This is a genomic window from Streptomyces sp. NPDC088261 (assembly GCF_044740805.1).
GTDB lineage: Bacteria > Actinomycetota > Actinomycetes > Streptomycetales > Streptomycetaceae > Streptomyces.
Genome location: NZ_JBIURL010000002.1, coordinates 438,685 through 451,572, shown reverse-complemented (window position 1 = coordinate 451,572; position 12,888 = coordinate 438,685). Strand labels below are relative to the sequence as shown.

The 12,888-nt window shown below is 73.5% G+C and carries 13 protein-coding genes; 10 read left to right on the top strand and 3 right to left on the bottom strand.

The annotated features are described in order from the left end of the window. Nucleotides 1–14: 14 nt before the first annotated feature. Both ACIODU_RS05885 and ACIODU_RS05880 read left to right on the top strand, forming a co-directional pair. Nucleotides 15–461: a cupredoxin domain-containing protein gene (locus ACIODU_RS05885; protein ID WP_356420301.1), complete on the top strand. Its 447-nt coding sequence runs from the start codon at nt 15–17 to the stop codon at nt 459–461. Between the two features lie 67 nt (nt 462–528). Continuing rightward, nucleotides 529–1,035: a hypothetical protein gene (locus ACIODU_RS05880; protein ID WP_356420303.1), complete on the top strand. Its 507-nt coding sequence runs from the start codon at nt 529–531 to the stop codon at nt 1,033–1,035. Between the two features lie 7 nt (nt 1,036–1,042). Here ACIODU_RS05880 and nhaA read toward each other — a convergent pair whose 3' ends face one another. Further along, on the bottom strand, nt 1,043–2,932 hold the full coding sequence (nhaA, locus tag ACIODU_RS05875) for a Na+/H+ antiporter NhaA (RefSeq protein WP_356420305.1): 1,890 nt from the start codon (nt 2,930–2,932) through the stop codon (nt 1,043–1,045). Between the two features lie 174 nt (nt 2,933–3,106). On the opposite strand from nhaA, the gene ACIODU_RS05870 reads away from it, so the two are divergent. The 8 genes from ACIODU_RS05870 (at nt 3,107) to ACIODU_RS05835 (ending at nt 7,467) form a co-directional block, all read left to right on the top strand. Then, complete coding sequence (locus ACIODU_RS05870) at nt 3,107–4,114, top strand: iron-containing redox enzyme family protein (protein ID WP_401764331.1); 1,008 nt, start codon at nt 3,107–3,109, stop codon at nt 4,112–4,114. A gap of 2 nt (nt 4,115–4,116) precedes the next feature. Further along, nucleotides 4,117–4,326: a CDGSH iron-sulfur domain-containing protein gene (locus ACIODU_RS05865; protein WP_356420308.1), complete on the top strand. Its 210-nt coding sequence runs from the start codon at nt 4,117–4,119 to the stop codon at nt 4,324–4,326. Nucleotides 4,327–4,623: 297 nt separating this feature from the next. After that, nucleotides 4,624–4,905, top strand: coding sequence for a hypothetical protein (locus ACIODU_RS05860; protein WP_161308224.1), 282 nt, complete (start codon nt 4,624–4,626; stop codon nt 4,903–4,905). Continuing rightward, nucleotides 4,896–5,225 (top strand): hypothetical protein, encoded by a 330-nt coding sequence (locus ACIODU_RS05855; RefSeq protein WP_401764326.1) that lies wholly within the window; start codon nt 4,896–4,898, stop codon nt 5,223–5,225. The genes ACIODU_RS05860 and ACIODU_RS05855 overlap by 10 nt, the downstream gene beginning before the upstream one ends. A gap of 53 nt (nt 5,226–5,278) precedes the next feature. Then, on the top strand, nt 5,279–5,755 hold the full coding sequence (locus tag ACIODU_RS05850) for a GNAT family N-acetyltransferase (protein ID WP_401764323.1): 477 nt from the start codon (nt 5,279–5,281) through the stop codon (nt 5,753–5,755). A gap of 122 nt (nt 5,756–5,877) precedes the next feature. Next, a complete protein-coding gene (locus ACIODU_RS05845) occupies nt 5,878–6,123 on the top strand; it encodes a hypothetical protein (protein WP_161308223.1) in 246 nt (81 codons plus the stop codon). Nucleotides 6,124–6,142: 19 nt separating this feature from the next. After that, nucleotides 6,143–6,631, top strand: a complete 489-nt coding sequence (locus ACIODU_RS05840; protein WP_401764320.1) for a hypothetical protein — start codon at nt 6,143–6,145, stop codon at nt 6,629–6,631. A gap of 56 nt (nt 6,632–6,687) precedes the next feature. Beyond that, nucleotides 6,688–7,467: a thioesterase II family protein gene (locus ACIODU_RS05835; protein WP_401764318.1), complete on the top strand. Its 780-nt coding sequence runs from the start codon at nt 6,688–6,690 to the stop codon at nt 7,465–7,467. Nucleotides 7,468–7,544: 77 nt separating this feature from the next. Here ACIODU_RS05835 and ACIODU_RS05830 read toward each other — a convergent pair whose 3' ends face one another. Then, nucleotides 7,545–9,593 carry a beta-ketoacyl synthase N-terminal-like domain-containing protein gene (locus ACIODU_RS05830; protein ID WP_401764315.1) on the bottom strand — a complete coding sequence of 683 codons (2,049 nt, stop codon included), beginning with the start codon at nt 9,591–9,593 and terminating at the stop codon, nt 7,545–7,547. Continuing rightward, on the bottom strand, nt 9,590–12,886 hold the full coding sequence (locus tag ACIODU_RS05825; RefSeq protein ID WP_401764312.1) for an amino acid adenylation domain-containing protein: 3,297 nt from the start codon (nt 12,884–12,886) through the stop codon (nt 9,590–9,592). The genes ACIODU_RS05830 and ACIODU_RS05825 overlap by 4 nt, the downstream gene beginning before the upstream one ends. Nucleotides 12,887–12,888: the final 2 nt, after the last annotated feature.

Genomic DNA, 12,888 nt, shown 5'->3' with positions numbered 1-12,888 from the left:
TCCCGGAGACCTTCATGCCGTCCCGTCGCCCCGCCCGCCTCGCCCTGGCACTCGCCTTCGCCTGTCTCACCGCTGTCGCGGGCTGTTCCAGCGACAACAACAACAGCGGCTCCTCGGACTCCTCCTCCGCCCCCGCGTCCTCGGCACCGGCCTCCACGGCGCCCGCGTCGTCGTCCCCGCCGTCGTCGGCCTCACCGTCGAGCAACGCCACGGCGAAGATCACCATCAAGAACTTCAAGTTCATGCCGGACAAGCTCACCGTGGCGCCCGGCACGAAGATCACCGTGACCAACAACGACACCACCACCCACACGCTGACCGCCATCACGGACAAGGCGTGGAACACGGGTGACATCGCGCCCGGCAAGTCGGCGACCTTCACGGCGCCGACCAAGCCGGGCGCGTACAAGTACATGTGCACCATCCACCCCTTCATGAAGGGGACGCTCACCGTCCGCTGACCGCCTGCTTTCCCGGCACGGTTTCCCCGGCCACGGTTCCCCCGGCCACGGTGCACCTGGAGACGTCATGGCAACAGATCCCACCGCCGTTCCCCGCAGGACCCGCCTGGTCCGCCGGCTCGTCAGGGAGGCCGCACGGCTGCTCGCCGCCGTCGGTCTGGCGCTGGACTCCTATCTGCACGCCCACCTGGCCGACCGGTACGACCTGGTCAGTGCCGACATCAGCCAGGGGACGCTCTTCCGGATCGAGGCGGGTTTCGCCGCGGCGGCGGCGCTGCTGATCCTGCTGTGGCGGCGGTGGCCGGCCGAGCTGTTCGCCTGGTCGGTCGCCGCCGGAGGACTGACGCTCCTGCTCATCTACCGGTACGCCGACATCGGGGCGTGGGGGCCGTTCCCCGACATGTACGAGCCGATCTGGTACGGCGACAAGGTCTTCACCGTGGTCGTCCAGGCGGTGGCCATCGTGGCCACGTCGTACCTGCTGGTGACCAGCTTCCTGATGTGGTCCAAGCGCGGCCGTCCGCGCCGGCGCGGACGCCGGCGCGCCCACGCGGCCGGCGGCCGGCGGGTCTGACCCGGGGTCAGTCCCCCGGGGCCAGCGCGGCGCGCTGGCGGGCCGCCCGTACCGCCGTCGAGAGATGCCCGATGTCGTACGCCCCCCGGTGGCGCCGCCCGTTGATGAAGAACGTGGGGGTCCCCGACACTCCGCTGAGGTCCGCCGAGTCCACGTCCTCGCCGACCCGCGCGGCCCCCTGGTGCTTGCGCAGGTGCTTGCGGAAGCGTTCGACGTCCAGGCCCAGCTCTTCCGCGTACCGGTGCAGGTCCTGCGGGCGCAGCGCCTCCTGGTGGGCGAGCAGCACGTCGTGCATCTCCCAGAAGGCGCCCTGCTCGGCCGCCGCCTCGGACGCCTCGGAGGCGAGCTGGGCCTGCGGGTGGACGTCGGTCAGGGGCAGGTGCCGCCACACGTACCGTACGTCCCCGAAGCCCGCGAGCAGGTCGCGGATGACCGACTCGGCCCGGCCGCAGTACGGGCACTCGAAGTCGCCGTACTCGACCACCGTGACCGGCGCGTCCATCGGGCCGCGCACCTTGTCGCGCTCGGGGTCGACGGGGACCGCGAGGTCGACGATCTGTTCCGACGTGCCGAGGAGGGCGCGGTTGCGCCGCTGCCGGGGCAGCAGGCCGATGACGGCGGTGACCGCCCAGGCGACGAGGAAGGCGCAGATCAGCGCGGAGAGGGTGCCGATCTTCGCCTCCTCCAGCTGGTCGCCGTGGAACGCCAGGGTCGCGATGAGCAGCGACACGGTGAAGCCGGCCCCGGCGATCGTGCCGCCCGCCGCCGTCGCGCCCCAGCCCACCGGGGGCCGCAGTCGCCCGCCGCTGAGGCGGGTGGCCAGGTAGGAGGCGGTCAGGATGGCGAGCGGTTTGCCGACCACGAAGCCGACCAGGATGCCGAGGGTGATCGGTGAGGTGAAGGCTTGGGACAGCTCGTGCGGGGTGATCCGGATGCCGGCGTTGGCCAGCGCGAACAGCGGCACGATCACATAGCTGCTCCACGGGTGGTACATGCGCTGGAGCCGTTCGTTCGGCGAGACCGCCGAGGCCAGCCCGAGGCGCGCCGAGCGCTCCAGCTCCGGGGTGGGCTGTTCGCGGAAGCGGCGGAAGAGGCCGCTCGCGCGCTCCAGGTCGGAGCGGGACGCCGGGTAGGCGAAGGTGAGCAGCCCCATCGCGAGGCCGGTGACCACCGGGTCGACCCCCGATTCGAGGAGGGCGATCCACACGCCCACGGCGAGGACCGCGTACACCGCGCCACGCCGTACGCCGGTCCCGCGCAGCACCACGATGACGATCAGCAGGCCGACGGCGGCGAGGACGGCGGCCATGTCGACGTTCTCGCTGTAGGCGACGGCGATGACGGCCAGGGCCACGAAGTCGTCGACGACGGCGACGGAGAGGATGAAGGCGCGCAGCCCGCCGGGCAGCCGTCTGCCGAGGAGGGCGAGCATGCCGAGGGCGAACGCGGTGTCCGTGGACATCGCGGCGCCCCAGCCGTGCACACTGCCGTCCCCGGCGTTGATGGCGAGATAGATCGCGACCGGGAGTGCCATGCCGCTGATCCCGGCGACGAAGGGCAGCGCGACGCGGCGTCTCTCCCGCAGCTCGCCCGTGTCGAACTCGCGGCGTGCCTCCAGGCCGACGACGAAGAAGAAGATCGTCATCAGCCCGCTGTTGATCCACTCCCGCAGGTCCATCGACAGGCCGTAGGACCCGATCCGCACGGACAGGCCGTTGTGCCAGAAGGTCTCGTACGACGACAGACTGATGTTCGCCCAGGTCAGGGCGGCGATCACGGCCGCCAGCAGGACGGCGGCGCTGCCCGTCTCGGTGCGCAGGAACGTCCTCCAGGGGGTGCGCACCCCGGCGCACTCCGTCCGCCCCGCGTAGCCGGACTCCGATGTAGCTTCCGTCACGTCGCGATTCTCTCCTCCCGGTGCGGTCGGGGCTCGGCTGCGCCACGGACCGCACGGCGTGAAACTCATGCGGGTGGTGGCTCATTCCCGTCCGGCGGTCGGGCGGCTGGGCCAAAACGCAGCAAATAACGTTTTTCCGGTCAGTCCGCGGAGGTCAGCGGGTAGAGGTGTGTCATGGCAATCGACACACACGGTCCCGCGCTGCCGGTCGCGCGCGGTGAGCTGTCAGCGGCGGTGATCGGCTTCCTGCGCGACGGGGCGCCGCCGCCCGGCCGCGCGGACGCGCGCACGGCGGATCCGTACGGGGACGACCTCCAGCTGGCGCTGTACGTCTGCTACGAACTCCACTACCGGGGCTTCGCCAGGGTGGACGCCTCCCTCGAATGGGACCCCGCCCTGCTGGCGGCGCGGGCCGGTCTGGAGGAACGGTTCCTGGACGCCCTGCGCCGGGACGCCTCCCGGCACGACGACCCCGCCGAGGCGATGGCGGAACTGCTGGTCGAACCGGCGCGGGACGACGGGACGGGCGTGTCGCTGTTCCTCCAGGACGACGGCGAGCTGTGGCACGTACGGGAGTACGCGGTCCACCGCTCGCTCTACCACCTCAAGGAGGCCGATCCGCACGCCTGGGTGCTGCCGAGGCTGTGGGGCCGGGCCAAGGCCGGCATGGCGGCGGTCGAGTTCGACGAGTTCGGCGCGGGCCGGGCGGAGCGGGTGCACGCGCGGCTGTTCGCGGAGCTGATGACCGACCTGGACCTGGATCCGGCGTACGGCCGCTACCTCGACGCCGCGTGCGCGGAGATGCTGGCCACCGTCAACCTGATGTCCCTGCTGGGGCTGCACCGGGAGTGGCGGGGCGCGCTGGTGGGGCACTACGCGAGCGTCGAGATCACGTCGTCGCCCGGGTCGCGGCGGCTGGCGCTGGCGATGAAGCGGACCGGGGCGGGTCCGGCGGCGGAGTTCTTCCACACCGAGCACGTGGAGGCGGACGCCGTGCACGAGCAGGTCATGCGGCACGAGGTGGTCGGGGGGCTGCTGGAGGAGGAGCCGCGCCTCGCGCCGGACGTCGCCTTCGGGATCGACGCGACGACCTACCTGGAGAGCCGTCTCGGCGCGCGCCTCCTGGGGTGCTGGCGGGCGGGCGACACGTCGTTGCGCACTGGCCCGGGCGGGGGGCGGTGACCGTGGCGCGCGAACCCGCCGGGGAGCCGGAGCCGGTCCGGCTGCGCGTGCAGCGCGAAGGGCCCACGCTGGTCGACGGCCCGGTGACGGTGGAGCTGGACGACGGGACGACCGCCACCTCGGACCGGTTCCGGGTCGCGCTGTGCACCTGCCGGCGCAGCCGGCGCTTCCCGTGGTGCGACACCAGCCACCGGAGACGTACCCGCGGCTGATCCCGTCCGGCGGCCGCCCCGGCTCTCCCGCGACTCGCGGCTTCCGACTGAACGTCAGGGAGCGGATGACGTCGTCGGTGACGGTCACGTCGGTCCTGCTTCCTCTGGCGGAACCGTCACGGTACGGCGCCGGGATTCGCCCGCGGAAGCGACGTTCTGCCCGGCCGCAGGAACGCAACACGATGTCAACAATCGGGACATGTCCGACACGGAACCTCTGAGGTCGCTCAACTCCCTTGACCGTGACCCGGCTCCGGTCGCCACCATGGTCCACGGTTCGGGAAACGGGGAGAGCGCATGCGACGGAACGTCAGAACGATCACGGGTCTGGTGCTGGCCACGACGGCGCTTCTCGCGCTGTCCGGGTGCTCGAAGGAGTACGACGACGAGCGCGGCAAGGGGGACGCGCCCGTGCAGGGGAAGCAGGGCGACAACTCCGCGGCGGAGGTGTTCAACTTCCCCGACGGGTTCGGGAACCTGGCCACCAAGTGTGTCGGCCACGGGAACCGCGCGTACGTCACCACCAACGCCACCGGCCCGTCCAACGTCCAGATAGTCAAGGACAGTTCGTGCGGGTGAGGCCGGCGGGACGGGCCTCGGCCGCCGTCGCCGTCTGCGCGCTCCTCGCACTGACGGTGGGCTGTTCCCGCGAGCACTACGAGGAGCGCGGCAAGGCGGACGCGCCGGTCAGCGGGCGCGCGGGGGAGGACTCGGCGGCGGAGGTCTACAACTTCCCCGACGGGTTCGGGAACCTCGCCACCAAGTGTGTCGGCGAGGGGCGGCGCGCCTACACGACCACCCGGTCCTTCCAGAACCAGGACGACGACAACAAGGAGATCGAGATCATCCCGGCCCACCAGGTGGTCGTGTCCGACCCGGACTGCGCGGGCCGCCCCTGAGGCGCGAAGCCGTCCCGGGCCGGGCGGATCGGTCGGTCCGGCAGACTGGTCGCATGATCGTCAGACTGGCCCGGGAACGGGATCTCGCCGCGTTCACCGCCCTCGCCGCCCAGGTGGAGCACTGGTTCGGCCCGATGGTCGGGGATCCCGGCTTCCGGGACGCGGTGGACGCGCACCTCCGCGAATCCACCGCGCTGGCCGCGGTTCCGTCGGGGGCGGATCCCGGCAGCGCGCTCCTCGGCGGCCTGCTGTTCGGCGCGGAGCCGCCGGTCCACCACGTCCATTGGCTCGTCATCTCCGAGGAGGCCCGCGGCACCGGTGTCGGCCGGGCCCTCATGGCGGAGGCGGTGCGCCGGTTCGTCCGGGGGCCCGGCACCCTCGAAGTGGTCACCTTCGGCGCCGACCACCCCGGCGCCGTCACCAGCGGCGCCCGCGCCTTCTACGAGCGCCTCGGCTTCACGCCCGCCGAACCGACCGCTCCCGGCCCGGAGGGCGGCTCCCGGCAGATCTACCGGAGAAGCGTGCGCTGACCCGCCGTACCCCTCAGGCAGCGCCGCCCGTGCGAAGGTGCCGCCGCAACTGCCGATCCGGGGCGTTCTCAGGTTCTAGCGTCAACTCCAGTACGTGTCACCCGACTTCATGGAGGAGACGAATGAACAACAACCTTCGTACGGCAGCGGCGGCCGTGGCGCTCGTGACCGGTCTCGTGACGGCCGGCGGCACCGCCTCCGCCGCCGCGGCCCCGCGTCCCGAGCGCATCACGTCGCAGGAGCAGCTCGCGGCGAGCATCGCGCAGGCGGTCGCCACCGAGCAGGAGAAGGGGGACACCGGTGGCGTCATCGTCGTCGGGATGATCTCCGAAGTCACCGCGAGCACCACCCGCGCCCTTTTCTGCTGACGAAATGGAGGTGAGCACCGTGGACAGCTCAGCGGACCGTGCTCAGGACGTGCGGGAGACCCCCGTCGCCTGGTGTCCGAGCGGCGATGCGAGCCGCCCGGAGAGCGTTGTCCTCGGCGTCCGTTCCGGGGACGGCGATCAGGTCGTCTACCTGGCGGAACCCGTACCGGCGGCCGATGTACTCGGCAGCATCCCGGAGGGAATCGCGCCCAGCCGGGTGCTCCGGTTCGCCTCGCACTGCGTGTCGGACTGCGCGAACCGGGTCGGTGAGGCCTGCGGTCTGATCGAGCGCATCAAGACCGTGCCGGCCGGGACCGACGCGAGCGCCGTGCCACGGTGCCACCTCCGACCGCACTGCAAGTGGTGGAACCAGACCGGAGTCGAGGCCTGCCACCGCTGCCCGGCCATTTCCACCCTCAACTCCCGCGACGACGAACTGACCGTTCTTGTCGCGGATCCCGCCACCACCCGCGAACAGCTGGAAAGCTGGGTCGCGGCGGGGAGGTGAGCGGGCCCGGTGACCGGACCGGTCCGGGACCGACCCCAGACGAGAGAAGGGATGTTGTGGACAACTGGACACGGTGTTTCCGCCCGGCTCCCGAAGCCGGGGCGCGGTTGCTGTGCTTCCCGCACGCCGGAGGCTCGGCGGGCGCCTACCTGCCGCTGTCGATCGCGGTCGGGGGGACGGCGGAGACACTGGTCGTGCAGTACCCCGGGCGGCACGACCGCTTCGCCGAGCCGTTCACCGAACGGCTCGGCGAGGTGGTGGACGCCGTCGTGGCCGGACTCCCCGCGAGCGGGGGCCGGCCGTTGGTGCTGTTCGGCCACAGCATGGGCGCGATTTTGGCGTTCGAGACCGCGCGCCGGCTCGAACGCGAGGGGCGGGGCCCGGCGGCGCTGTTCGTCTCCGGGCGTGAGGGTCCCTCGCTGGCGCAGCGGCCACGGCTGCCGAACCCGCCGAGCGACGAGGACCTGATCGGGGAGATGCGGCTGCTGTCGGGGACGGAGCACGAGTTGCTCAGCAACCCGGACATCCTCGAACTGGCCCTGCCGCCGCTGCGCGCCGACTACGCCATGCTCTTCGCCCACACGCACCGCCCGGGGCCTCCGCTGGGCTGCCCGGTCACCGCGCTGACCGGGGACGACGACCCCCGGGTGGACGTCGGGCGCGTCCTGGCGTGGGAGCGTGAGACCGAGGGCCCGTTCGAGCGGCACGTGCTGCCCGGCGGGCACTTCTTCCTGGGCGACCACCTGCCGTACGTGGCGGATCTGGTCGCCGCGTCCGTGGCGGGGGCGGGGCGTTCCGACCGTACCGCCAGTCGTACGGGCACGGGCGGCGTCTGACGCTCGCGCCGCCGTCAAGGGCCTGGGGCCGCATCCCTTCCGGGATGCGGCCCCAGGCCCTTTGTGGTGCGCGGGAACTACTCCGCCTCGAACTCCGACATCAGCGCGTCGAGCGAGTCGTCCCCGTCGCGGGCCGCCGCGATCCGGCGGGCCATCTCGTGCAGGGTCAGCTGCTCCAGGAAGAGCGTGATGGGGACGTCGAGGTCGAAGTCGTCCCGCAGGCAGCCCACCAGGTGGACGGCGGTCAGGGAGTCGCCGCCGGCCGCGAAGTACGTCATCTCCGGGTCGTCCGCGTCCTCCAGGCCCAGGGCCTCGGCGAGCAGCGCGCGGACGGCCTGCTCCAGGCCGGCGCCGGACTCGCCCGCTTCCTCGGGCTGTTCCGGCCGCTCGTCGCGGGCCGCGCGGGAGGTGAGGTCGAAGGCGCCGAAGCTCTCGCCCGCGAAGGGGTACGCCGGCAGGGAGACCCGGCGGCCGCCGCCCGCCTCGGGCGCGGGCCCGCCGCTGAGCCAGGTCTCGCCCAGCGGGTCGAGGCCGCCGGCGGTCAGGGCGCCCCCGGCCAGTTCGGCCAGCCCGGCCGCCGCGCCGGCCAGGTCGGCCGCCCGCACATAGCCGCGGACGTCCATCGGGGCGCGCCCCACCCGCAGCGTGTGGGCGGTGTCCGCGAGGGACGGGGCGCCGGGCGCCCGCAGCGCCGCCGCGAGCCGTCCGGCGAGGGCGGCGAGATCCTCTCTCGTACGGGCGGACAGGAGCAGGATCTCCGGTACGGATCCGGCGTCCGGCTCTTCGGCGGCGGCGCGCCCGGGCGCCTGCTCCAGGACGACGTGCACGTTCGTGCCGCCGATGCCGACCGAGCTGACGCCCGCCCGGCGCGGGCCGAATTCGGGCTCCTCCCAGGCGGCGGCCCGGTCGACCACGTGGAACGGCGAGTCCGCGAAGGCCATGCCGGGGTGCGGGCGGCCGGCGTTGGCGTTCGGCACCAGGGTCGCGTGCTCCAGCATGAGGACCGACTTGATGAGCGCGGCCACGCCCGCGGCGGCGTCCAGGTGTCCGATGTTGGACTTCACCGAGCCGATGCCGATCCGGCCGGTGCCCAGCGCCCCCTTGAACGCGGCGGTCGCCGCCGCCGCCTCGACGCGGTCGCCGAGCGCGGTCGCCGTACCGTGCGCCTCCAGGTACTGGGCGTCGGCGGGGTCGAGCCCGGCGGCGGCCCAGGCCTCGACGATCGCGGCGGTCTGCTGGTCGACGCCGGGCGCGGTGAACCCGACCTTGGTGGCGCCGTCGTTGGTGACGGCGCTGCCCCGGATGACCGCCCTGATCGGGTCGTTGTCGGCGAGCGCGTCGGACAGCCGCCGCAGCACGACCACCCCGACCCCGTTGCCCGGTACGGTGCCGCCGGCCCGCTCGTCGAAGGGGCGGCAGCGGCCGTCGGGCGAGAAGATCCCGCCCTGGGTGTGGACGTAACCGCGCTTGCGCACCGTGTCCACGGCGACGCCGCCGGCCAGCGCCGTGTCGCACTCGCCGAGCAGCAGCGACTGCACCGCGAGGTGAACGGCGGTCAGCGAGGTCGAGCAGGCCGTCTGCACGGTCAGGCTCGGGCCCTCCAGACCGAGGCGGTACGAGATCCACGGGCCGAGGAACTCGCGGTCGGTGAGGATGCGGACCTGGAGCGCCCCGATCGACGCGGCGAGCCGGGGGTCGGTCGCGGCGGCCAGCATGTGCTCGGTGGAGCCGCCGCCGACGTACACGCCGGTGCGCGCGGATCCGCCCCGCGGATTGCGCCCCGCGTCCTCCAGGGCGGCCCAGGCCGTCTGGAGGAGCAGCCGGTGCTGGGGGTCGAGGGCCGCGGCCTCGGTGCGGTTGAAGCCGAACAGCTCCGCGTCGAAGCGGTCCGCGTCCGGCAGGAAGCCCTTGGCGGGGACGTAGTCGCGGCTTCTCACCTCCTGGGCGTCGGCGCCGTCGGCGAGGAGTTCGTCCTCGGTGAAGTCGGTCACCGAGCAGACCCCGCCGAGGAGGTTGCTCCAGTACGTGTCCAGGTCGGGGGCGCCGGGGAAGCGCCCGCTCATCCCGACGACCGCGATCGCGGACTCGGCCGGGGTGGTGTCGGTGGCTGCTGCCTTCTCGGTCATCGTGTGGAGCCTTTCCGGGAGCTGAGTCGGTGGGCGGCGGCGGTGCGGCGTGCGTGCCGGTCGACGCCGCGCGCGGCGGCCGTCTCGGCGGGGTGTGCGGGGGCGGGGGTCCGCCCGGTGGGCGCGGCGTTCGCGCGGTCGAGGTGGGCGGCGAGGGTGACGACGGTGGGGTGGCGGAACAGGTCGACCAGGCTGATGGGGCCCAGCTCCGGCCGCTCGCGCAGGGCGGACAGGACGCTGAGCATCCGTACCGAATTGCCGCCCAGGTCGAAGAAGTTGTCGTGGACGGCGACCCGGTCGAGGGTCAGGACGCGGGCCCACACCCCGGCCACCAGCCGCTCGGTGGGGGTGCCGGCGACGGGGGCCGGACCGTCGTCCTGCGGGGCCGGGAGGACGGCGGGCGCGGGGAGCCGGGCCCGGTCGATCTTCCCGTTGCGGCTGAGCGGCATCTCGTCGAGGCGTACGAACACCTCGGGCACCATGAAGCCGGGCAGCTTCGTGACGAGGTGGGCGCGCAGGGCGGCGTCGGGGGGCGCGGCCCCGTCCCGGCCGACGACGTACGCGACGAGGCGCTGTTCGGTGCCGGTGCCCCGGACGGTGGCCGCCGCGAGGGCGACGCCCGGGGTGGCGGCCAGCAGGGTCTCGATCTCGCCGAGTTCGATGCGTACGCCGCGCAGTTTGACCTGGAGGTCGCCGCGTCCGAGGTAGTGGATGAGGCCGCTCGCGTCGATCTTGCCGAGGTCGCCGCTGCGGTACATCCGGGTGCCCGGCGCGCCGTGCGGGTCGGCGACGAACCGTTCCGCGGTCATGCCGGGCTGTCCGATGTAGCCGCGTCCCAGGGAGGCGCCCGCGATGTAGATCTCGCCGGTGACGCCGGTGGGGACGGGCCTGAGCAGCTCGTCCAGGACGTAGACCCGGGCCCCGGCGACCGCGCCGCCGAGCACCACGGGCTCGCCGGGCACCAGGTCGGCGGTGGTGGCGTAGACGGTGACCTCGCTGGGCCCGTACGCGTTGACGATCCGCCGTCCGGGCGCGCTGAGCCGTTCGACCAGCTCGGGCGGGCAGGGCTCGCCGCCGACCCCGACGGTCCGCAGGTCGGGCAGTTGCCCGGCGAGGTCGGGCAGCAGCATCGCGGCGGACGGCGGCAGGAAGACATAGGTGATGCGGGACTCCCTGAGCTTGTCCAGGAGGGCCTCGCCGATCCGTTCGTCCTCGTTCGGGATGTGCAGCTCGGCGCCCGCGACCCAGGGGAAGAAGAGGTCGGAGACGGCGACGTCGAAGCCGAACGACACGAATTGCAGGACCCGGTCGTCCGCGTCGACGGGGAAGGAGTGCCGTACCGCGCGGGTGAGGTTGACCAGGGCCCGGTGTTCGACGGCGACGCCCTTGGGCACGCCGGTGGAGCCGGAGGTGAACAGGACGTACGCGAGGTCCTTGGGGCCCGGCGCCCGGACCGGACCGGCGGGGGCCGCTCCCGGCAGTACCGGGTCGGTGACGGCCGGCCGGTCGAGGCGGACGCACGGCACGTCCAGGCTCTCCCCCTTCTCCGCCGTCCCACGAGCCGTCAGGAGCAGTCCGGTGCCCGAGCTCTCCACCATGTGGCGGAGCCGGGCGGTCGGGTGGGCCTGGTCCAGCGGGACGTACGCGCCGCCCGCGCGCAGGACCGCGAGGGCCGCGATGCCCTGGTCGGCCGAGCGGGGCAGGAGCAGGCCGACGCGGAATCCGGGCCGTACGCCGGCGGCGCGCAGCCGGGCCGCGAGGGCGTCGGCCCGGGCGAGCAGCTCGCGGTAGCTGAGGCGCAGGTCGCCGCTGACCAGGGCCGTGGCGTCGGGGCGTACGGCCGCGATGTCGGCGATCAGGTCGGGCACCAGGCGGTCCGGGGGCGCGGCCTCCGCGACGCGGTCGGCGACGGCGAGAGTACGGCGGCGCTCGTCGGCCGGCACGGCTTCGACGGAGGACAGCGGGGCGGCCGGGTCGGCGAGGAGGCCGTCCAGCAGGGTCCGGAAGGTGACCGTCCAGCGGCGTACCGTCCCGGCGTCGAAGAGGTCGGCGCGGTAGATGAACTGGGCGGCCAGGTCGGCGCCCCACCGCTCCACGAAGAGCAGGAAGTCGAACTTCGCGGTGTCCAGGGTGAGGGCGAGCCGCTCGGTGTCGGCGCCGGACAGGTCCAGCGCGACCTCCGCCTCGTCGTCGTAGGTGAGCGCCACCTGCACGACGGGGTCGTGGCTGGTCTCGCGGACGGGGGCGAGGGCGTCGACCACCGCCTCGAACGGCGCGTCCTGGTGGGGCCTGGCCGCCAGCAGCGCGGCCCGGACACGGCCGGTGAGCCCGTCGAGGGACGGGTCGCCCGACACGTCGACGCGCAGCGCCAGCGTGTTGGCCAGCATGCCGATCATGCCGCCCAGTTCGGGCCGGTCGCGGCCGGACACCGGGAAGCCGACGACGAGGTCGTCGCGGCCCGAGATCCGGGCGAGGAACGCCGCGTACACGGCGAACATCGTCATGAACGGGGTGGCGCCCTGGGCCGCCGCGACCTCGGCGAGGCGTTCCCTGACCCCGGCGTCGAGCAGGAAGCGCTCGACGCCGCCGGCGGAGGTACGGACCGGCGGGCGCGGCCGGTCCAGCGGCAGTTCCGCGACGGGGGGCGCGCCGCGCAGGCGTTCGGCCCAGTGCGCCACCGCCTCCGTGAACGCGCCGTCGGCCTGGCGCTCCCGCTGCCAGGCGGCGTAGTCCGCGAACTGGAGCGGGAGGGGGGCCGGGTGGTGCGGCGGGCCGCCGGTCTCCTGACCGTACGCGGCGGACAGTTCGTCCAGTACGAGGCCGAGCGACCAGCCGTCGCAGACCAGGTGGTGGGCGACGAGCAGCACCCGGTGGGTCCCGTCGTCCACGGCGTACACGGTGCAGCGCAGGAGGGGTCCCGCGGCCGTGTCGAAGGGGCGGGCGGCCTCCGTACGGATCAGGGCGTCCACCCGGCCGGCCGGCACGTCCCGCTCGACCGTGAACCCGGCCCGTCGAGCCGTGGAGACGATCTGCGCCTGGGTGCCGTCGGCGGCGGTACGGAACACGGTCCGCAGCGACTCGTGACGGGCGACGAGCGCGTCCAGCGCGCGGCGGAACGCGGCGGGGTCGAAGGGACCGCGCACGGCGAACGCGGCGGGCACGTTGTACTGGGCGGTGCCGGGGTCCATCTGGTCGAGGACGAGCAGGCGGCTCTGGGTGTCGGAGGCGGGGAACTCGTACTCCTCGCCCGCCCAGGCGTGGAGGTCGATGAGGTCTACGGTGTCGGTGGTCATCG

What these genes read in the sequence shown, in the direction of transcription:
- ACIODU_RS05845 (WP_161308223.1), top strand. Translation starts at nt 5,878, where the DNA reads ATGAACAACAACCTTCGTACGGCAGCGGCGGCCGTGGCGCTCGTGACC.
- ACIODU_RS05870 (WP_401764331.1), top strand. Translation starts at nt 3,107, where the DNA reads ATGGCAATCGACACACACGGTCCCGCGCTGCCGGTCGCGCGCGGTGAG.
- ACIODU_RS05825 (WP_401764312.1), bottom strand. Translation starts at nt 12,886, where the DNA reads ATGACCACCGACACCGTAGACCTCATCGACCTCCACGCCTGGGCGGGC.
- ACIODU_RS05830 (WP_401764315.1), bottom strand. Translation starts at nt 9,593, where the DNA reads ATGACCGAGAAGGCAGCAGCCACCGACACCACCCCGGCCGAGTCCGCG.
- ACIODU_RS05850 (WP_401764323.1), top strand. Translation starts at nt 5,279, where the DNA reads ATGATCGTCAGACTGGCCCGGGAACGGGATCTCGCCGCGTTCACCGCC.
- ACIODU_RS05885 (WP_356420301.1), top strand. Translation starts at nt 15, where the DNA reads ATGCCGTCCCGTCGCCCCGCCCGCCTCGCCCTGGCACTCGCCTTCGCC.
- ACIODU_RS05880 (WP_356420303.1), top strand. Translation starts at nt 529, where the DNA reads ATGGCAACAGATCCCACCGCCGTTCCCCGCAGGACCCGCCTGGTCCGC.
- ACIODU_RS05860 (WP_161308224.1), top strand. Translation starts at nt 4,624, where the DNA reads ATGCGACGGAACGTCAGAACGATCACGGGTCTGGTGCTGGCCACGACG.